We start from the raw sequence: 19,662 nt of genomic DNA, 5'->3' as shown, positions 1-19,662 counted from the left end.
TCAGCAGGTGTTTGGCTCCTTCGCTACGACTGCCTGTTCATGTTGATCATCTCCCCCAAATCCTTAATGCCTTTCCAGAATGGCGTATAAGGAACGCCCCTACGGTGATTCTCCCGGCTGATTTCCGCCATGACACGCCAGTGGTCAAACAAGTCCGTATAAGCCTGCTTAAGAGAATACCCAGGATGATAAATATGGGCGGGTTCAGCCTTGGCACCATTGAGTTCCATAATCTGAATATGCTGACCTGCATAAAGGTCCTCAAGTGAGGCACACCTCAAATCGAAACGGCCATAATAAAAGCCATCGATTTGCAAGGCAATGGTATCGAACACCACCTCCAACTGTTTGTTGATCAGGTGATTTCCATTGATGAATTTGGTTCCGCGGCAGTGGTTACCGATGCTCTCCAATTCTATTAGTTGCCCTTGAGTCGGCACCTTTTCCAGTAGATAGGGCGCCTCGGTTTCAAATCGGGCCAGTTGCAAAAAAGCCCTCGGGTCGCTTTCCATCAATGTCCTGACGGATCGCTTTCCATCTCCTTTGATTTTCAGCATTTCTTTGATCACAACAGAGCTGATAGTGCCTTTTGGTGATGCAGGAAAACGTGCGTAGAAAACACCAAGCTCCAATGGGTAATCAATGTAAGGCTGCATGATGAATGGCAACCGAGCCTCCAGACAGTAAGCCGTAAGGGCCTGCTCATCCTCAATTTTCTGAACCCCCTTCCCTCTCTCCCCATAGTCAGGCTTTAATATGAAAGGGTACTGAATAGCATGCTCTCGTAAGTAATTCAGTACCTCTTCGAGTGCCGTAGGACCTGCCTGAAACAACACCGTCAGCGGACGATAGGCCTCTGGTATTTTAGCCAGAATGTCAGATTTGGACTCGCTCATCAGGCCGCCATTTTTTATGGCTGGGTTGGAAGCACTGAAATAAAATGGGGAGCCTGATTTGATCGCATGGCCAATCGAATACAAGCCCACAGGTAAATACACCAACTGCCACGGCCAGTATTCCCATGACTTTAGCTTGATCATTAGTTTTCTGAAGGAAGTCATTATTACAGGGCTTTAAGGGCGTGAAATTCTCGGCTCAAAGGTGAGTTTTTTATGTTCGTTGGTTTTTCTGTCCCAATAATGAATGAAAAACCGACCTTTCTGTTGATGAACCATCGTGGTACTGACGGTCCCCACCTGTATTGACGGGCGATCCATCATCACATCAACAGCAGGGTCGCCTATACCTGCTTTTTCATGAAATATCTGCATGCTTGCGGCATTGTGCGGATATTTTGAAAGGTGCTCCTCGAACCACTGTCGGCGCATGGCCTGCATCTCAGGGGTGTAAAGTGTGCTCGACGACCAGATGTGCGGCTCGTTTGGAGGCAGTTTTTGGATATGAACCTTTTCGCCTGTCCAGACGAGTTCATGAATATGCTGACCTTTCACGGCAATTAAAGTAAAGGGCTCAATATTGTGGCAGTCGAGGCGGGCACTGAAGGACTCAAAGGTGGAGGCGCACAGTAAATTCTTGACCAAAATTCCGCGGCTGTGGCGGTAAGGTGGAGCACTTTGGTGGAAATCAAAACCACCATTGAGTAAACATACCACATCGAAATAAGGCGAAACACCAATCCAGGTGCCTTCACCCTGCGGGTCAATGGGCATCAAAACGGGCAGGTGCCCTTCAATATGAATTTTTGGAGGAACAGCAGGCGTACGCAGGTAGCTGACATCTCGGTTGGAGGTAAAGACAAAACCATCCCGGCAAGGAACATAGCTTACGGTACACATAATATTACTCGCTTTTTTGGTGTGCCACAGTGGAGCTTGCTACTCCGAAGTTATCCGCAACTTTAACCTGCGGGAATGCGGAACGGAAAGCAACCCTTATCATGGCCATATGATGAACGGTATGTTCAATATTATAGGCGAGTTCGCGCTCAAAGCAGGAGCTCAGGGAAAAACTCAACGGATCGTTTTCATTCAAATATTCACCAGCGAGGGTAAGGGGGGTATTTTCAGCAGCATCAATAAAGGATTTGAGGTCTTCAATCACCGCCTGGCAGAAATCAAGATCTTCCTCAATACGGAGGTCACGTGCTCGGGAGTCGTAGTTTACAGTTTGATTTTTGAGCCCACTTTGAAGGCAGATAAAAAATTCAAGTGTATGGCGCACATGTTGCCCGATGGTTGAGTTTCCCAGGATTTCAACAGGGAATTGGAATGTCCTGCGGTCAAGTTGTTCAAGGGCATCACTCAGTTGGTTCAATAGATTAATTGCAACAACTTTTATGGTCATAGGATTGGTCTTTTGGTTAAATTGTTGGAGCAGCCACGCTCCCTAAAATGCTTTAACGCTCATCAAATTACATAAATAACATCAATAATTATTCATAGAATTAAAAATCATGTTCAAAAATAAAACTGCGGCAGGGAAGATAGAAATTCATTCATAACGCATAGAAATAATACAACATCACACGATAGGGTTATATTTATTTGGAGCAAAGCCATTTATTCTTGACAGAAGATTGTTTTTTTATGCAGAACCCTTAAAATTAACCCTTCATTTTACATGTTATGGCCTGTTGGCAGGTAACCTAAAAATGTTTTTAAAAAATGATGTATAACTCTTTATAATGATATTCCGTTTATAAAGAACTTTTATCCTGTATGTAAGAATAATGGCAGTTGTTCATCATACTCATTCAAAGCAGTCATACATTTATCAAAATAGCCTACAAATGAAAGTAAACAATATTCTGCAAACCATTGGGCATACCCCATTGGTGAAAGTAAACCACCTTTTCGGTAAAGATGTGGAGGTTTGGATCAAGTTAGAACGCGCCAACCCAGGCGGAAGCATCAAAGACCGTATCGCTTTGTCCATGATTGAAGATGCTGAAGAAAAAGGTCAGCTTAAAAAAGGCGGTGTGATCGTCGAGGGAACTTCAGGAAACACGGGTATCGGTTTGGCCATGGTCGCGGCGGTGAAAGGCTATCGCATTATCTTGACCATGCCAGAATCAATGAGTGTGGAGCGTCGTCGTATCTTGACCGCTTACGGTGCTGAATTGGTTTTGACACCAAAAGAAAAAGGAATGAAAGGAGCCATTGCCAAAGCAGAGGAAATCCTTGAAACCACCGAAGGCGCCTGGATGCCCCGACAGTTCGACAACCCAGCGAACCCAAAAGTACATGCTGAAAAAACAGCCAAAGAGATCATCCATGACATGTCCGAAGGATTTGACTACATGATCACGGGCGTTGGAACCGGCGGACACATCACGGGCGTGGCGAATGCATTGCAGGAGCACCACCCAAAGATGAAGGTTTTCGCTGTTGAGCCAGATGGCAGTGCGATTTTCTCAGGCAATGAGCCAGGTCCACACCCATTGCAGGGTATCGGCCCAGGTTTCGTTCCAAAGGTAATGGACAAAGAAATGCTTACCGGAGCCATTGCCGTTTCCAAAGAAGAGGCTTTTGAGTACGCTCGTCGTGCAGCCAAAGAAGAAGGCATCCTTTTGGGTATTTCTTCGGGCGCGTCCTTGGCAGCGATTGCCAAGAAATTGCCGGAAATTCCAGTAGGATCAAAAATCTTGACTTTCTGCTACGATACAGGCGAAAGATATTTGTCGGCGGAAGGGTTGTTTTAAGACTTTTCTTCAGAAAAAAATATAAAGAACTCAGCGGTGTGGTGTCGCTGAGTTTTTTTGTGAAGATGCTTTTGTTCACCTTTTTGGCGCAATTTTCGCAACCCCTTGAATCCGAGTACAATCAATCAGGTGAAGGTCAGTGGGTTTATTGATCAAATAAATAAATAATTCTTGGAAAAACTCAGCCTATGGTGCTGATAATTCGGGAAATAAGCCCTACATTTGCACCTCAATTAATTAGAGGGACGTGTTCCTTCAATAACGTTTTACGTTTTTAAATTTAGAAAAATGGCTGTTAAAATCAGATTAGCGCGTCGTGGACGCAAGAGAAAACCAATTTACAACTTGGTAGTTGCTGATTCAAGATCACCACGTGATGGTAAATTCATCCAAAACTTGGGTATCTACAATCCTAACACAAACCCTGCAACTGTAGACTTCGACGAAGATGCAGCATTCGAATGGGTAATGAAAGGTGCTCAACCAACGGACACAGCTCGCACATTGTTGTCATACAAAGGTGTAATGTTCCGCAAACACCTTCAAATCGGTGTAGCTAAAGGTGCAATCACTCAAGAAGCTGCTGACGAGAAATTCAACGCATGGAAAGAAGCTAAATTGGCTAAAATCGAGGGTAAAATCGCTCGTTTGGCTGGTGATGCTGATAAAGCTGCTAAAGCGCGTTTCGATGCTGAAGCTAAGAAAAACCAAGATCGTGCTGACGCTATCGCAACTCGTAAAGCTGAAGCAGAAGCTGCTGCTCAGGTTGAAGAGGCTGCTACTGATGAGGCAGAGGGCGAAGCTCCTGCAGCAGAAGAAACTGAAGCATAAGATATTCATAGCCGATGCGTATAGATCAGTGTTTTGAATTAGGGTACATTACCAAGCGGCATGGCTTGCAGGGGGATGTGAATGTTGTCTTAGATGTTGACACTCCTTCCAACTATATCGATTTGGAAGCTGTATTCCTTGAACACGGAGGTAGTTTGGTGCCTTACATTGTGGAGGATATCCGCATGAAAGGTGATCAGGCGATATTTACTTTTGAGGGTGTGGAAACACCCGAAGACGCTGATGCATTGAAAGGGATAAAGCTGTTCTTGCCATTGGAGGTTTTACCTGATTTGGGCGAGGGCAAATTTTATTACCACGAAATTGTTGGCTTCCGAATGGTGGATGTCAATCACGGAGCATTCGGAACAGTGAAAACTGTTTACGATAATGATAAACAACCATTGATTGCCGTTGACGCCAATGGCAAGGAGGTTTTGGTTCCGATGGATGATGACATTTTAACCAAAGTAGATAAAGAAGCGAAGGTAATTGAAACCCAATTGCCGGATGGTTTATTGGAAGTATATTTAGAGGATTAGCAGGGTATGAGAATTGATATTATTTCCGTTGTACCGGAATTGGTTGAAAGTCCTTTGGGGCACTCAATCATGAAGCGTGCGCAGGATAAGGGGCTGATCACCGTTGAGTTACATAACTTGCGTGATTTTTCTACCAATAAATACCGCCAAATTGATGATTATCCCTTTGGTGGTGGGGCCGGAATGGTCATGATGGTAGAGCCGATTATTAAGTGCATAGATTCACTGAAGGCAGAACGGGAGTATGAAGAGATCATATACATGAGCCCTGACGGAGAGCTTTTCGAGCAGCGTATAGCGAACGAACTGGCCTTCAAAGGGGGAAACCTGATCATTCTCTGTGGACATTATAAAGGGGTGGATGAGCGTATTCGCGAACATTACATTACCCGTGAAATCAGCATCGGGGATTATGTCCTGTCAGGTGGTGAGTTGGGCGCTGCAGTCGTAACAGATGCAATTGCCCGATTAATTCCGGGTGTTTTGGGCGATGAGACCTCTGCACTGACCGATTCCTTTCAGGATGGTCTGGTTGCTCCACCGGTTTATACTCGACCTGCGGATTACAAAGGTTGGGAAGTGCCCAAGGTATTACTTTCCGGAGATCACAAGAAAATCGAGGCTTGGCGTTTTGAGGAATCCGTAAAGCGCACGCGCGAGCGTCGTCCGGCATTACTCAAGGATGCTGATTCAAAAAAATAAGAGCGGATCAGCCGCTCCTTTGCAGTTAAATAATTCAGACATGGTGTCCTGCGAGGGCACGATAAGATTACAATAATGAGCGATCTAATTAAATTCGTTGAAGCTGAGAACAGCGAGCGCCGTGCAGCGCTTCCTAAGTTCAAAGCCGGTGATACTGTAAACGTACACTGTAAAATTAAAGAGGGTAACAAAGAGCGTATCCAGCAATACCAAGGTACTGTAATGCAAATTCGCAACGCAGGATCTAACGGTGAGACTTTCACAGTTCGTAAAATCTCTTCAGGTATCGCAGTAGAGCGTATCTTCCCAATGCTTTCACCAAATGTCGATAAAATCGAAGTTGTTCGTTTAGGTAAAGTACGTCGCGCACGTCTTTTCTACCTACGTGGACGTCAAGGTAAAGCTGCTCGTATCAAAGAGCGTAGAGCAAACTAATTTTTCTCTTCGGAGAAATAAAAATACGAAGCCGATCCCTACAAGGGGTCGGCTTTTCGTGCGTTATCAGGTTTTTGTTGGTCTTGGCAGTACATTCCACTCTTCCCGAATGATCGATGCTCAAATCACCATTTCGATGCCATGCCGAAAAATGAGGGTATCGTCAGCTGTGTTGAATTTTCCCAAAGCAGCAAATGATTGACAAGAAAGCGAGGCAAGCCGAATTTGCGCGGATTTTTTTTACCGAAAAGTGACGGTTAACAATTTAATCACTAAGCTATAATTGTCAGAAGTAAATTACTTGGTGAATAATTCGGCTTAAAATCTGCAGGTTAAATACTTTCAGTATCCATAAACTAATGGACAGTATGGATGAGTGGAGCACCACAGCCAATTCCCTATTTCAGGAAACAATACCTCCCCTCCGCTTTGTTGAAAGAAAAGACAACAGTACCGTTCGTCGTTCAACAAAAGTAGTTTCCCATGAAATCAGTTACATTTAATCCCTCAACAAATCAATTTGAATACCATGCAACCACTGCAGCAACTCCCCCATTACAGGCTAATGATGTGCTGGTGGAAGTAGAAGCCTGTGCACTGAATCCTGTAGATGCCAAAATTATCGACTGGAAAGGGATGGTCGGCACCGAAATGAATGCCCACTGGGTGGTAGGCCTGGATGTTTGTGGCCGCATAAAAGCACTGGGTGCAGCAGTTAAAGGCTGGAAAGTTGGCGACCGCGTGCTTTACCATGGCAATATGTTCAGACCCCACGGTGGCCTGGCCTCCTTGGCTGTGCACGATGCCGATACCCTACTTTCTGTTGCTGATGAAATACAGGCGCATATTGCTGCCGCCATGCCCTGTGCTGGCTGGACGGCCTGGCGGGCACTGGTAGATAAGCTCAAAGTAAATGCGCAGGATCGCCTATTGGTGATTGGAGGATCTGGAGGTGTCGGTTCGTTTGCTGTGCAGATTGCCAAAAATGTTTTGCAGTGCCCACAGGTAATCGCCGTTTGCTCCACCTCAAACATCGCATTTGTAAAAAGTCTTGGGGCTGACGTGGTGATTGATTACCGAAAGGAGGATATTCTGGAACGGGTGAAAGCACTGACTGACGGTGAAGGCGTTACAAAAGCTTTTGATACCATCGGGGGAGATAATGATGTGGTGGCCGCCAATGCCCTGGCCTTTGATGGTGAAATGCTTGAACTGGTAGATGTTGTTCGCCCACAGGATTATGATCAGCCTTTCCAAAGAGGGATGAGCTTTCATCAGCTGGCTTTGGGTGCAGGACATGGTTTTGGCGACAGGGGAAAAGCAAGCATTATTACGGCAGGGCAGGGATTTATGGCGGCTTATATGCGTGGACAAATCAGGCTGCCGCAGGTAAAAGTCATTCCGCTTTCTGTAGCCCCCCTACATTTACAGGCTTTTCATGACAAAAAAACGGTCGGAAAAGTAGTGGTGGATATGAAACTGTAACTAAAGGGAAAGGAAGCAAAAGGCAGAAATCAGCAGCCAAAAGATCCACTGAAACAGGCGAAAGATATTTCCCTTAACGGGTAATGTAAGGGCAACAGCAAACTGAGCGATGCCCAAGCCCAAATATAAAACCGCCCAAAGTAAAATAATGTCTTTGGGGTGTTCAAATCCCAAATGGTGCCCAAAACCAAAGCTCAGTAATAATACCGCAGTGAGCACAAGGATGACCGACATATAATGAAAAAGACTTTGCATGACCTTGCGGGGAATAAGTGCAACATTGGCCTGCAGTATCGGGCGCAGGAAATCCTTCGTGCCCATTGTAAAATGACCAATACAGGCGAAGGTAGCGAGCAAGCCTGCGGCAATAGTGAAGTAGTTCATGGGAAAGTATAATGCTTTTCAAATGAACTATTTTTTATCACTTTTGATTTTAATGCAGTAAAGATAAAAAGTGGGAAGCGGCGCTTTTTTGTGGTGTAACTATAATGATTTGTACACAAGCGCGGCGATTCCTTTTAGTAGATTGTTCCCATTCAACAACACACTTTTAGGTGTTCAATCTTCTTTATGCAAAGATTTTTTAATATGCGATTTCTCTTTTTTATAGGCCTATTATGTGCTGCCTTGCACTCATCTGCTCAGGGCATTCAGCAAGACTTATCCTTTGCCGGAGCTGCCATTTCGAGAACCATGTCTGCTTTAGCTGAAAGTAATTTGACTCCTGCGGCTAATCACAGAAAGATGAAAATCCTCTTTTTAGGGCAGTCCATTACCGCCGGACAGGGTAGCGATCAGTTTAAATGGACGAAAGACCTTCAGGAGTTTCTTCAGCAGCAGTACCCCTATCAGCCATTTGATTTTCAGGTAGAAGCTTATGGTGGGTTTACCGCGGACCTCCTTCGGCCAACACTCAAGTTCAATGCAATTCCTTTTCAGCCTGATTTAATTGTACTTCATGCTTATGGTACCGCCGAAGATTATGAGATGCTGCTCAATGATTTAAGGCGCAATACTTTTGCGGAAATTATGGTGATGAATCACCATGTACAGCAGTATAATTTGGCAGAGGATGACCATTTCAGTACGGTCGAGCTACCTGCACTTTGTATCAAGTATGGTGCGCAATTGATCGATATCCGTACGCCTTGGAAACAGTATCTGGAGATGCATCAATTATTACCGACGGATTTGCTTTCGGACTATATCCATCCAAATGATCGAGGCTACCGATTATTAGCTGAAATTATAAAACCCCACTTTACAATTTCGCCACACTTGAAGGTTGACCCATTGGAAGAACTAACAGAAATGGTGCTTGGTGAAGACTTGAATTTTGAAGATAGTATTTTGACTTTTTCATTTCACGGAAGTGCATTGGAACTGTTGGTTGATCGGTCGATGAGCGGCGGCACATTCAAAGTGTGGATCGATCAGCAGCTTGTAGAGGATATGCCTGATACTTATGGGTGGACAAAGCCCGAACTGCCTCATTGGAGCTTCCCTTGGGGAGGAGGTTTTATTGGCTTGAATAGTGAATCGGCTTTACAACAAGAAGACTGGGCACTGGAAATTACAGCATGGCAAAGCGCCGAAGACTTCTCTTTTAAAGTTACAGGCAGCAAAACGGGAGATGATGGCACGGGAAATTGCAAAGAAACGTTTATTTCAAATTCTAAGCGACTTGTGATCTCCCCTTCTGATTGGTTTATGGTAGTCCCTGTTTCCGCCGGGAGCCCCATAAATGTAGGGGATGTGATTCGGTGGAAAAGTAAATGTTTTGGGCAATCGGTAGTCAGGATAAATACTGATGAGGAAGGTGCAGCAGTGCCGATTGCTCAAGGTCTGAAAGATCAGGCTCATATGGTACAAGTTCAGCATGTAGATGGCCAACAAGAGATTATTAAAGCTTTTCGAGCTTATAGAACAGTATTCCCTGAAGCGCGATTTTCCTTAAATATTGATGACCAGGTGTTAGAATGTGCGGCAGACTTTGAGGGAGAAATATTTGTGGATGTGGAGGCTAATACGCCTTGGGTGGTTAGCACAATGGAGGACTGGATATCAGTAAAACGAATCGAACAGGACAAGCTGGCAATTGTGCTTGAGGGTGTAAATCACCAGCTGAATGCTCGAAAAGGGGAAATTAAAGTTCAGGCTTTTGGCCATGCGCCTGTTTTAATATCGCTTACCCAACTTGGGCTGCCATCTTCTTCATCGAGTACAAAACCCTATTGTACGGTGTCTCCAAATCCAGCATCTTCTACCCTTTCTGTTCAGAGTGCCAGGCCAATTATGGAGGTGAGAATGTTGAATTTGAAGGGACGCCAGGTTTTAAAAAAAACGGTAGGAAAAAAACAGGACACACTTGATGTCAGTGCGCTTGCGGATGGGCAGTATCTCGTGCAATTGGTTTTTAGGGACCATACACAAACCTCCAAACTGATGATTTTTCATCAGTAAAAATATCATGGAGATTCACGGACACCAAGTTGGAATGTAAAGTAAATTTTATTTGAAAAATGAGTATTGCTGAAGGTATACAAGCATCATTATAAATGAAAAAATCACCTAATATGAAACCTATTTATTTTTTGCTGACTTCGCTTCTGCTCCTTGTGAGCTGTACGTCAAAAACGGTCAGCCCATTAAGCTTACCAGAAATTATACAGGCGGGTGTTGTTTTTCAGCAGCAAGAGCCAATACGTATTTGGGGATGGGGCAGTGCAGGGGAAAAAGTTCATTTAAAAGCCTCCTGGATGCAGGAGGAGCAAATCAGCCATATAGCTGCTGATGGCCGGTGGGAAATAATACTGCCTGCACAACCTGTACGGCGCAATGAGTGGCTGAAAGTTTTCAGTCGTACAGATACCTTATTGGTTGATCCTGTAAATTTTGGGGAACTTTGGTGGATTGCTGGGCAGTCGAATGCAGAATTTTCTTTAGACAAAGCCGATAGTTATCCTGAATTACAGACCGAGGGGATGAATCCCGATGTTCATCTTTTTCAGGTACACAAAGTGATGAGCCCTCATGTACAGGACCGGGCAATGGGACAGTGGTGGAATGGAGATGTTCAACAGGCGGCTAACTTCAGTGCTATCGGATATTACTTTGCTGACTCTTTGCAAAATGCATTAAACTGCCCCGTGGGCATTATTCAAACGGCTTGGGGAGGTACACCAATTAAGGCTTGGCTGCCGACAGAGCAAGAGCATTTACTCGCTTCAACAACCGCCTGGCCGTTGAGGGAAAGCAGGTATTTAGACACAAAAATTCAGGCGTTACAGGACAGTATTATGAAGATCAGAAATGCACAGATGCTGCTTGATCAGCCCATGGCGGCCTTTGCGATTCCTGAAAAAACGGAGGGAACCATCAGGCTACCTGCCGATTGGGCGGAGACGACTGTAGGCGAAACGGAAGGGATTGTTTGGCTGGAAAAAGTGGTGGAAGTTCCGCAGGATTTTTGGGGAACTGAAGTAACGATCTCGCTGGGGCAAATTGATGAAATGGACATGACATTTTTAAATGGTAACGGGGTGGGGAGTCATCGAAAAATCGGTGACTGGAAGGTACACCGTAAATATAAAGTGGCTCCGGATTTTACCAATGGCCATAGTGCTACGGTGGCTGTAAGGCTTATTAACACCATGGGGGCAGGTGGATTACTCGGCCCTGCAGAAGAGATGTTCCTTAGCAATGGACGAGACAGCGTGCCTTTGAGTGGGAAATGGAATTACAAAAAAGAGACGGTTTTCCCTCCGCAACCGAATTTTTACCATACACAGCAGTCGGGGGTAATGTATAATGGAATGGTGGTTCCGATAATGCCAATGCCCGTCAAAGGAATGATTTGGTATCAGGGGGAGCAGGATGTGAGCGAACCTAAGGCCTATGGGCAAAGCCTCCAAAAGCTTATTGGACATTATCGCAAACTTCAGAAAAAGCCAGACCTTCCTTTTTTGGTAGTTGAAATTGCCCCTTTTGATTATGGGAGGCAGATTAATGCCGCAGAGTTCAGAAGTGAACAGTTGCGAGTGTGTGAATTATTGTCAGGTGTTACTTTAATCGGGACAGCAGATGCCGGTGCAGCAAATGATATTCATCCAAAGGATAAAAAGACCATCGGGTTTCGTGCAAGTCAACTTGCTTTGGGGGAGGTGTATCAACAGCCGGAGGCCGTAAAAAATAGGATGTTGGACACATTTAAATTTCAGGGACATAAAATCAGTGTTGCACTGAAAAATAGTGGAGACCTGAAAATGATACCTTTTTCAGGCTTGCAGCCATTTAAAGTATGGACGGCATCGGGGGGAGCGTACACCCCTAAGGTTACTGTGGAGGGAGGCAAAATTTTGCTTGAAGGCAGAAGGGGCGATCATCTTATTGGGGCGAGTTATGGTTGGGAAAACTACTATGTGCCTACTGTTTTCAGTACGAAAGGAATTCCTGTTCTACCCTTTAAAATTAGGGCAGCCGCAGATTGATGTTATCCATTAAAAAGAAAGGGGCTGTTACCTAATTTTATCCTTAAATCAGCATACCAATAAGCGCACTCATTTCTCATTTTCGAGGGTAAAAAATCTTGTAGGCAGGTGTACTTTAAAACCTGCCTTTAGCTTTCAGCCCAAGGAAAACAAAGCGTGACCATTTGGAGGTAAATCATGAAATACCAATTATGCAACAGCTCCTATGTGCGATTATTTTTATTCCGTCGGCAATTTAGCCTTTTTGGCAACGTCGAAACATTTCTGGAAGCAGGCCAAAGTCAGTTCAGCATCTTCAAGTGCATTGTGTAAATCCCCTTCCCGCTTAAGGTCAAAGAATTCAGCAATATGATTGAGGCTTCTGCGCTTGGGTACTTCAAGCCCATTGTTTTTCATGATCATGAAGGCAAAAGTGCTGATGCTGAGCAGATCGATCAGCTTGTAAGCAAAAGGCCACTTCATGTTTTCACGATAATAGGCTTCCTGCAAAAAATTAATATCATTCATCACCCCTTGCCCACACAGGACAATGTCGTGGAAATTTTTGGTATTTGATCTTTTGAGGGTCGTCTTTACCCACTCCTCCAGGTTTTCAAGCACTTCGTACATGGCAGGTGCATCCAACAGGTCATATTTCGACAAACCATGGATTTCTTCCGCCTTTACCGAAATGGTATTGATATTTTCAGGGCATACATTGGATTCAAATTTAGCGATCTCATTCCAGTCGTTATCCACCAGCACCGCCCCCACTTGGATGATGTCATGAATTTCGGGATCAGGACCACTCATTTCTAAGTCAAATACTAAATATGGCATTTATTTTCTGTTGTTTTTATTATGGTCTATAGCAGTGCTAAAGGTAAAAATTAATTGCTTATAATAATATAACAGGATAAAGTTAAATTTATAGAGTGCACTATGACTTCACTGAAAATAAAAAAAGCGCAAAATTTTCATCTTGCGCTTTCAGTATATTTTTTAGGGTACATCATTAGCCAATGGCACACTATCTCGCGATTGCGAAAAAGGGGCACTGGCATCGTTAGCGGATGCTCTCCATAGGAAAAATCGACTTTCCCTGTGATGCTGTACTCCGATTTTAAATGCTATTTATTGGGTTATTCTACCGTAACAGATTTTGCTAAATTACGAGGCTGATCGACATTACAGCCGCGTAGTACCGCAATATGATACGACAATAACTGAAGTGGAATAGAGGCCACCAATGGCATAAATGCCTCGTGGGTGTTAGGGACTTCAATCACATGATCAACCATTTTTGGAATCAACACATCTCCTTCCGACACAATGGCAATTACTTTCCCCTTACGTGCTTTTACCTCCTGAATATTGGAAACAACTTTGTCGTAAGAGCCATCGCGGGTGGCGATAAAACATACGGGCATTTCTTCGTCAATCAGTGCGATCGGCCCGTGTTTCATTTCAGCAGCAGGGTAACCTTCAGCATGGATATAGGAAATTTCTTTCAGTTTCAGAGCACCTTCCAAAGCCACTGGGAAGTTATAGCCACGGCCAAGGTATAGGAAGTTTGATGCATCTTTATACAGCCCCGAGATATTTTTAATTTCTTCTTCAGATTTCAGTGCCTTTTCTACTTTGGCTGGAATTTGCTCCAAATGTGCCAGCATTTCACGGAAACGGATATCAGAGATTGTTCCTTTTTGTTGTGCAACCTTCAGGGCGATCATAGAAAGTACCGACAATTGTGCGGTGAAGGCTTTAGTAGAGGCTACCCCAATTTCAGGGCCGGCATGGGTATAAACTCCAGCATCCGATACGCGGGAGATCGAAGAGCCCACCACATTACAAACGCCCAATACGGTGGCGCCCCGTGATTTTGCAATTTCCATTGCAGCCAGAGTATCGGCAGTTTCACCAGACTGCGAAATGGCAATCAGGATATCCCCTTCGTGAATAATCGGGTTGCGGTAACGGAATTCAGAAGCGTATTCAACTTCCACTGGAATACGGCAGAATTCTTCAAAAATATATTCCGCCACCAAACCAGCATGCCAGGAGGTTCCGCAAGCGGCAATGATAATGCGATCGGCCTGACGGAGTTTTCTGAGGTAATCACGAATTCCGCCCAGGGTCAGGCTGCCTTCGGCAGCATTCAAACGCCCACGCAAACAATCGGCGATAGAGCGGGGCTGTTCATTAATTTCCTTGAGCATGAAATGGTCATAGCCTCCTTTTTCAATCGCCTCAAGTTCCAGATCAAGCAGGGTAATTTCAGGAGTTGCCACAACATCATCGGTGTTTTTGATGTGCAACTCACTGCCATTCATAATGGCAATTTCATTATCGTTCAGGTAGATCACCTCGTTGGTATATTCAACAATTGGCGTAGCATCTGAAGCAAGGAAGAATTCATCTTTCCCAAGGCCAATCACCAATGGAGAACCTTTACGTGCGGCAATCATCAAATCTGGATCGTCTTTAGAGATGATGGCGATCGCATAAGCACCCACAACGCGTTTCAATGCCAGGCGAACGGCTTCTACCAAATCCACATGGTTACTTTCTTTGATGAACTCAATGAAATGAATCAGTACTTCGGTGTCGGTTTCTGAAGAAAATTCATGCCCCTGGGCAATCAGTTCTTTTTTGATTGAAGCATAGTTTTCAATGATACCATTATGGATAATGGCCAGGTTTTTTGATTCTGAATAATGCGGATGCGCATTAACATCATTTGGCTCTCCGTGAGTGGCCCAACGGGTATGTCCGATACCAATGGTGGAAGAAGTGTTTTTATCAGCAATAAATTGCTGGAGTTCGGCCACTTTCCCTTTTTTCTTGAATACAGAAAGCTCGGGGTTAAGCAAGGCAATACCCGCACTGTCGTAACCGCGATACTCCAGTCGCTGGAGTCCTTTGATGATGATTTCGGCAGCTTGGCGATGTCCTTTGTAGGCTACAATTCCACACATATTGGCAGTAATTTATATCGTTAGTATTGGTTATATTTCAATTATTGAAGGTGAAATAACACCTTTTGCTTAAGAATTCAAAAATAGCGCTTTAGCACACCGAAGGCGTTGTGATAGAGTTTGTAATAGATATTATTTATTAAGCCGCCTTTTGGCTTTACTTTCTTTTTTTGAGGAAATAATTAGTATGGTGGTCTTTAAAATATGGTTAGAACGGTAAACAATTCTACCCTATTCGGGCTATTCGTATGGTATGATAGATTTAACAAGGAATAATTTTCGATAAATATTTTTTTTCACTACTTAGGGTAAAAATCATATTATGAATTACTAAAATCATATAATGTAATGTTTGGTATCGCTGCCGCATTTTTATTCGGCAGCAGGCATCCTTTTATATTGAAGGATAATTGTGCTATTTCGTATTCGGTCAAAACAGTAAAAAATAAACAATGGCTAAGGCAAAAATCAAAACGGCATATTTCTGTTCAAATTGTGGCTATGAGGCTCCGAAATGGTTAGGCAAATGCCCCTCCTGCCAAAAGTGGAATACATTCGCCGAGGAAGTGATTGAAAAATCTACCAAAACCCGCTTCGCTTCTGCAGATGCGGCTGCGGGTGGCAGCGCGTTCCGGAAAGCCGCGGCAAAGGCCGTAACGCTGAAAGATATTCAGGTACAGCAGGAGCACCGCTTTGATGCCCACGATCAGGAACTGAACAGGGTGCTGGGCAGTGGTATTGTACCTGGTTCGCTGGTACTGATCGGTGGAGAGCCTGGAATTGGTAAATCGACCCTGATGCTGCAGGTGGCTTTGAAGCTTATCGCTCATAAGGTGCTGTATGTTTCTGGGGAGGAAAGTGCACAGCAGATCAAAATGCGGGCTGATCGTATTGCCACTAAAAATAACAACCTGTTTGTCCTGACAGAAACCGATTTGGATAAGGTGTTTAATCAGGTGAAGGAAGTGAAGCCCGAAATCCTGGTGATCGATTCCATTCAGACTTTGGGCTCTGCAACGATCGATTCTGCTCCGGGAAGTATCTCGCAGGTGAAAGAATGTACTGGGGAACTGATGCGATTTGCCAAGGAAACCAACACCCCGACCTTCATTATTGGGCACATTAATAAAGACGGAAATATTGCGGGCCCCAAGGTGCTTGAGCATATGGTAGACACTGTTTTGCAGTTTGAAGGCGACCGACACCTGAGCTACCGTATTTTGCGGACCATCAAAAACCGTTTTGGATCTACAAGTGAGTTGGGTATCTATGAAATGCGCAGTGATGGACTTCGGGAGGTGAACAACCCTTCAGAAGTACTCATCTCTCAGCGTGAAGAAGAACTCAGCGGCGTAGCCATCGGTGCAACATTAGAGGGCAACCGACCTTTGCTCATCGAGACGCAGGCCCTCGCCTCCCCTTCGACTTATGGAACACCACAGCGCGCGACCACAGGTTTCGATAATAAACGCTTACAAATGCTGATTGCCGTTTTGGAGCGTCGTGGAGGCTTCCGACTTGGCATGCGCGACATCTTCCTCAATATCGCTGGAGGCGTGAAAGTGCAAGACCCTGCCCTTGACCTGGCAGTGGCGGCAGCCTTGGTATCTTCTTTTGAGGAGGTCGCAATTCCACCGACCGTCTGCTTTGCGGCAGAGATTGGCCTTGGTGGGGAAATCCGTGCGGTAACGCATGTTGAAAGCCGAATTGCCGAAGCGGAAAAAATGGGCTTCCAGACGATTTATGTATCCAAGTTTGGGCTGAAAGGGATTGATTTCAACAAGTATGGCATTCAGATTCGTGCCTACGGAAAGCTGGAGGATATCTTTCAGGATTTATTCAATTGATATAAAAAATAAGACAAAAGTAAGAGGTTTCCTCGCTTTGGTAACCTATTTGTGCTATGGGAGTTAATCACTTACCATAAAAAAGATAGAAAATGCAAAACGGAACAGAAGTTGCCGCAGGCGGTTTGACCTCAATCGTAATGATTGTCCTGCTGGCCATTCAAATTATTGCCTATTGGAAGATTTTCACCAAAGCTGGTGTGGCTGGATGGAAAGCCCTTATCCCGATCTATAATCTTTATGTACATTTGGGGATTGTCCGAATGCCTCAGTGGATGATTATCTTGGCAATCATCCCACTCGCTAATATTTATCTTTTGGTTAAACTTAGCTTGGAGACCGCCAAAGCTTATGGTAGAGGAACAGGCTTTGCGCTGGGGTTGATCTTCCTGACGCCTATCTTTACCTTAATTCTTGGCTTGGATGATTCGATTAAGTATCGATACGGCAAACAACAAAAGCAGGCCTACGGTGGACCTCAAATCCGATAAGTTGGATTAACCTTATTTTCTTGTAAAAGAAGATAGTGTATCATAAATACAAAAGCCCGAAGCTGATCTTTTCAATGATCGGCTTCGGGCTTTTTTATTAAAGAGAAATTCTACTTTCTCAACAGCTTCCGCTTCTGCTCACTGAATTCTTGTTCAGTAAGAATCCCGCACTCCTTCAGTTCATGAAGCTTTCTCAATTCATCTGCAACGTTGGTAGAGGTCACAGGGCGAGCATGTTGCTGATGCGCTTGCTGATAATTAAATCCTATGTTTTGAACACCACCATTGTATTTATCAGCAAACTCTCTGTCATTCATGATCAGTAATTGAATACCATCAATCAAACCGATCAGTGCAGGGATGTAAGTCCAACAAAAGACAATGGACAAAATGCCATAATGCGTCGGTCTTTTAAGGTAAAAATGCTGAATACCCAAAGCACCAAGGAAAAAGGCAAGCAGCGCTGCGATGAGTTTATCTTTCATGTCAAGTATTGTTTAGTAAATGAATAAGACGATGATTTCTGATGATGTTCTGCGTCTTTTTTGTTCTTGCAAAAAAAAATGCAAGGCTGAACTCCAAGGATACAAATTAAAGCACTGCCGCTTTGAATCTATACTAAAAACCTAAACACAAAAAAAAGTGCAAGAAGAAACTCCTGCACTTTTTTAGAAATCTATATTCGGCAATTTAGATTCGGATACCCAATGTTACATTGAAGGTTCTGTTCTTATAAGAGTTATGGTTAAAAGCTTCTGTTGCTTTGAAAGCGTCATTTAAGCCCCAACCGTAGTCAGCATCCAAAGTGAAGAACAATACATCTACACCAAGACCTGCTTTTACCGACCACTGTGTAGATTCAGTATCAAAAGCACCCAATCCATGTGACAATGACCCTTTGTAGCCAAACCCTACCTGAGGACCTGCATACGCACGGAATTTGAACATGTCGGAGTTGATAAAGTTGTAACCCACTAACACAGGAATTTCCCAGCCTTTCTGATCGAAACTCACGCCTTCAAAAGCTTGTTTCGCCATAGCTGAATTTGGGACATCTACTTTGGCAGTATATTTTGCATAGAATAATCCTGGCTGAACGAAGAATTTATCTCCGATACGAACACTTGCACCAAAACGGTAACCTGCCTGCGCAGAGAACATATCATGGTTTGGTTTTGAAACCGTCATACCAACAGCAGGAATAACATGTATCTGTGCTTGAGCTTGCAGCCCAACGAACATCATTAATGCAACAAATAATACGGATAGTTTTTTCATGATCGTTAAGTTTTGTTTTTTCTTTTTTTAGGTAGTTGATCATGATGTTTCAAAAGTCATACCATTTGAGGAAATAAGAATAAAATAGCAGGCTGAGGATCTGAAGGTTATGGTGTTTTTATAAATAAAATGTATAATTTAAGCATAAGAAATAGCCCGTTCAGCCTTCCAAATCAGTTTTCAACCGAATAAATAAATCTAAATTTTTTTCAGGAAAATAAATTTTATAGATCGAAAGGTGTTTTTAGCGGACAACCAGAGGGAGAGGTGTAGGGAGCAAAAAAAGCACCTGAGCAATTGCCCAAGTGCTTTTTAATGGAAGTTATAGTGCCATAGTCTTTTATAGCCTTATCCCGAGTGTTAAGTTGAATGATCTGCTTTTGTAAGAGGTAGAATTTCCAGCTTCTGTAATTGTAAAGGAATCGCTGAGGCCCCAACCATATTCGGCATCAAGGGTAAAGAAAAGTACATCGATACCAAGGCCCGCTTTAAGGGTCCATTGGGTGGAATTGGTATCAATACCATCGAAGCCCTGCGAGATCGAGCCCGTATAGCCAAAGCCGAACTGTGGCCCAAGGTGCCCTCTGAATTTGAAAGCGTCAGAATTGATGATATGATAACCGATCATGACAGGAATTTCAAAGCCTTCATGGTCGTACTTGATATCGCCGGCATTATTGGAGAAAGCATCTTTATCCAACTCTGCACTGTTTTTGGTGTAAAAGAACCCTGGCTGTACATACAGCTCCTCACCTATTCTTACATTCAGCCCAAGCCGATACCCTGCTTTAGCGGTTTCGGCATCTTTATTAACCGACGAGACGGTTAATCCTGCAGAAGGAATCAGGTGAACTTGCGCCTGTGCCTGAAACCCAAGCAAACACAGGAGGACAACGATCAGGGAAGTAAACTTTTTCATAGTAGTTTTTCAGTTGTTTTGTTG

The 19,662-nt window shown here is 44.0% G+C and carries 20 protein-coding genes; 11 read left to right on the top strand and 9 right to left on the bottom strand.

What is annotated here, in order from left to right:
* Nucleotides 1-23: 23 nt before the first annotated feature.
* The 3 genes from AABK40_RS13660 to AABK40_RS13650 are packed head-to-tail and all read right to left on the bottom strand — an operon-like array spanning nt 24 to nt 2,304.
* A complete protein-coding gene (locus AABK40_RS13660) occupies nt 24-1,040 on the bottom strand; it encodes an ATP-grasp domain-containing protein (RefSeq protein WP_338397303.1) in 1,017 nt (338 codons plus the stop codon).
* Between the two features lie 33 nt (nt 1,041-1,073).
* Nucleotides 1,074-1,796: an NRDE family protein gene (locus tag AABK40_RS13655; protein WP_338397302.1), complete on the bottom strand. Its 723-nt coding sequence runs from the start codon at nt 1,794-1,796 to the stop codon at nt 1,074-1,076.
* A 4-nt stretch (nt 1,797-1,800) separates the two neighbouring features.
* A complete protein-coding gene (locus tag AABK40_RS13650; RefSeq protein ID WP_338397301.1) occupies nt 1,801-2,304 on the bottom strand; it encodes a DinB family protein in 504 nt (167 codons plus the stop codon).
* Nucleotides 2,305-2,749: 445 nt separating this feature from the next.
* On the opposite strand from AABK40_RS13650, the gene cysK reads away from it, so the two are divergent.
* From cysK to AABK40_RS13615, 7 genes are all read left to right on the top strand, one after another.
* The gene (gene cysK, locus AABK40_RS13645) at nt 2,750-3,661 is read left to right on the top strand and encodes a cysteine synthase A (protein ID WP_338397300.1); all 912 of its coding nucleotides are present in this window, start codon (nt 2,750-2,752) and stop codon (nt 3,659-3,661) included.
* A gap of 288 nt (nt 3,662-3,949) precedes the next feature.
* The gene (locus AABK40_RS13640; RefSeq protein WP_332919446.1) at nt 3,950-4,492 is read left to right on the top strand and encodes a 30S ribosomal protein S16; all 543 of its coding nucleotides are present in this window, start codon (nt 3,950-3,952) and stop codon (nt 4,490-4,492) included.
* 14 nt (nt 4,493-4,506) lie between these two features.
* Nucleotides 4,507-5,034, top strand: a complete 528-nt coding sequence (gene rimM, locus AABK40_RS13635) for a ribosome maturation factor RimM (protein WP_332919447.1) — start codon at nt 4,507-4,509, stop codon at nt 5,032-5,034.
* 6 nt (nt 5,035-5,040) lie between these two features.
* Nucleotides 5,041-5,736 (top strand): tRNA (guanosine(37)-N1)-methyltransferase TrmD, encoded by a 696-nt coding sequence (gene trmD, locus AABK40_RS13630; RefSeq protein WP_332919448.1) that lies wholly within the window; start codon nt 5,041-5,043, stop codon nt 5,734-5,736.
* Nucleotides 5,737-5,811: 75 nt separating this feature from the next.
* Nucleotides 5,812-6,171 carry a 50S ribosomal protein L19 gene (rplS, locus tag AABK40_RS13625; RefSeq protein ID WP_332919449.1) on the top strand — a complete coding sequence of 120 codons (360 nt, stop codon included), beginning with the start codon at nt 5,812-5,814 and terminating at the stop codon, nt 6,169-6,171.
* Between the two features lie 368 nt (nt 6,172-6,539).
* Entirely contained in the window at nt 6,540-6,674 is a 135-nt protein-coding gene (locus tag AABK40_RS13620) for a hypothetical protein (RefSeq protein WP_338397299.1), read from the top strand.
* Entirely contained in the window at nt 6,655-7,656 is a 1,002-nt protein-coding gene (locus AABK40_RS13615; protein WP_338397298.1) for a zinc-binding dehydrogenase, read from the top strand. Before AABK40_RS13620 ends, AABK40_RS13615 begins: the two co-directional genes overlap by 20 nt.
* Here the strand turns inward: AABK40_RS13615 and AABK40_RS13610 are convergent, their stop codons facing one another.
* A complete protein-coding gene (locus tag AABK40_RS13610) occupies nt 7,657-8,040 on the bottom strand; it encodes a hypothetical protein (protein WP_338397297.1) in 384 nt (127 codons plus the stop codon).
* 204 nt (nt 8,041-8,244) lie between these two features.
* Here AABK40_RS13610 and AABK40_RS13605 point away from each other — a divergent pair, with 204 nt between their 5' ends.
* Together AABK40_RS13605 and AABK40_RS13600 are read left to right on the top strand one after the other, a co-directional pair.
* The gene (locus tag AABK40_RS13605; RefSeq protein WP_338397296.1) at nt 8,245-10,119 is read left to right on the top strand and encodes a GDSL-type esterase/lipase family protein; all 1,875 of its coding nucleotides are present in this window, start codon (nt 8,245-8,247) and stop codon (nt 10,117-10,119) included.
* A 113-nt stretch (nt 10,120-10,232) separates the two neighbouring features.
* Entirely contained in the window at nt 10,233-12,146 is a 1,914-nt protein-coding gene (locus tag AABK40_RS13600) for a sialate O-acetylesterase (RefSeq protein WP_338397295.1), read from the top strand.
* A gap of 219 nt (nt 12,147-12,365) precedes the next feature.
* On the opposite strand, the gene AABK40_RS13595 is transcribed toward AABK40_RS13600, so the two are convergent.
* On the bottom strand, nt 12,366-12,965 hold the full coding sequence (locus AABK40_RS13595) for a 3'-5' exonuclease (protein ID WP_332919454.1): 600 nt from the start codon (nt 12,963-12,965) through the stop codon (nt 12,366-12,368).
* Nucleotides 12,966-13,267: 302 nt separating this feature from the next.
* Complete coding sequence (glmS, locus tag AABK40_RS13590; protein ID WP_332919455.1) at nt 13,268-15,103, bottom strand: glutamine--fructose-6-phosphate transaminase (isomerizing); 1,836 nt, start codon at nt 15,101-15,103, stop codon at nt 13,268-13,270.
* Nucleotides 15,104-15,555: 452 nt separating this feature from the next.
* Between glmS and radA the strand changes: the two genes are divergently transcribed.
* Nucleotides 15,556-16,950, top strand: a complete 1,395-nt coding sequence (gene radA / locus AABK40_RS13585) for a DNA repair protein RadA (protein ID WP_332919456.1) — start codon at nt 15,556-15,558, stop codon at nt 16,948-16,950.
* Between the two features lie 92 nt (nt 16,951-17,042).
* On the top strand, nt 17,043-17,441 hold the full coding sequence (locus AABK40_RS13580) for a DUF5684 domain-containing protein (RefSeq protein ID WP_338397294.1): 399 nt from the start codon (nt 17,043-17,045) through the stop codon (nt 17,439-17,441).
* Nucleotides 17,442-17,551: 110 nt separating this feature from the next.
* Here AABK40_RS13580 and AABK40_RS13575 read toward each other — a convergent pair whose 3' ends face one another.
* The 3 genes from AABK40_RS13575 to AABK40_RS13565 form a co-directional block, all read right to left on the bottom strand.
* Nucleotides 17,552-17,926 carry an NINE protein gene (locus AABK40_RS13575; RefSeq protein ID WP_338397293.1) on the bottom strand — a complete coding sequence of 125 codons (375 nt, stop codon included), beginning with the start codon at nt 17,924-17,926 and terminating at the stop codon, nt 17,552-17,554.
* A gap of 205 nt (nt 17,927-18,131) precedes the next feature.
* Nucleotides 18,132-18,719 carry a porin family protein gene (locus tag AABK40_RS13570; protein WP_332919459.1) on the bottom strand — a complete coding sequence of 196 codons (588 nt, stop codon included), beginning with the start codon at nt 18,717-18,719 and terminating at the stop codon, nt 18,132-18,134.
* A 340-nt stretch (nt 18,720-19,059) separates the two neighbouring features.
* Nucleotides 19,060-19,638 carry an outer membrane beta-barrel protein gene (locus AABK40_RS13565; RefSeq protein WP_332919460.1) on the bottom strand — a complete coding sequence of 193 codons (579 nt, stop codon included), beginning with the start codon at nt 19,636-19,638 and terminating at the stop codon, nt 19,060-19,062.
* Between the last annotated feature and the right edge of the window lie 24 nt (nt 19,639-19,662).

Source organism: Persicobacter psychrovividus, from assembly GCF_036492425.1.
Lineage (GTDB): Bacteria > Bacteroidota > Bacteroidia > Cytophagales > Cyclobacteriaceae > Persicobacter > Persicobacter psychrovividus.
Note: the sequence above shows the minus strand (reverse complement) of the source record. Positions and strands in the feature narration are given on the sequence as shown.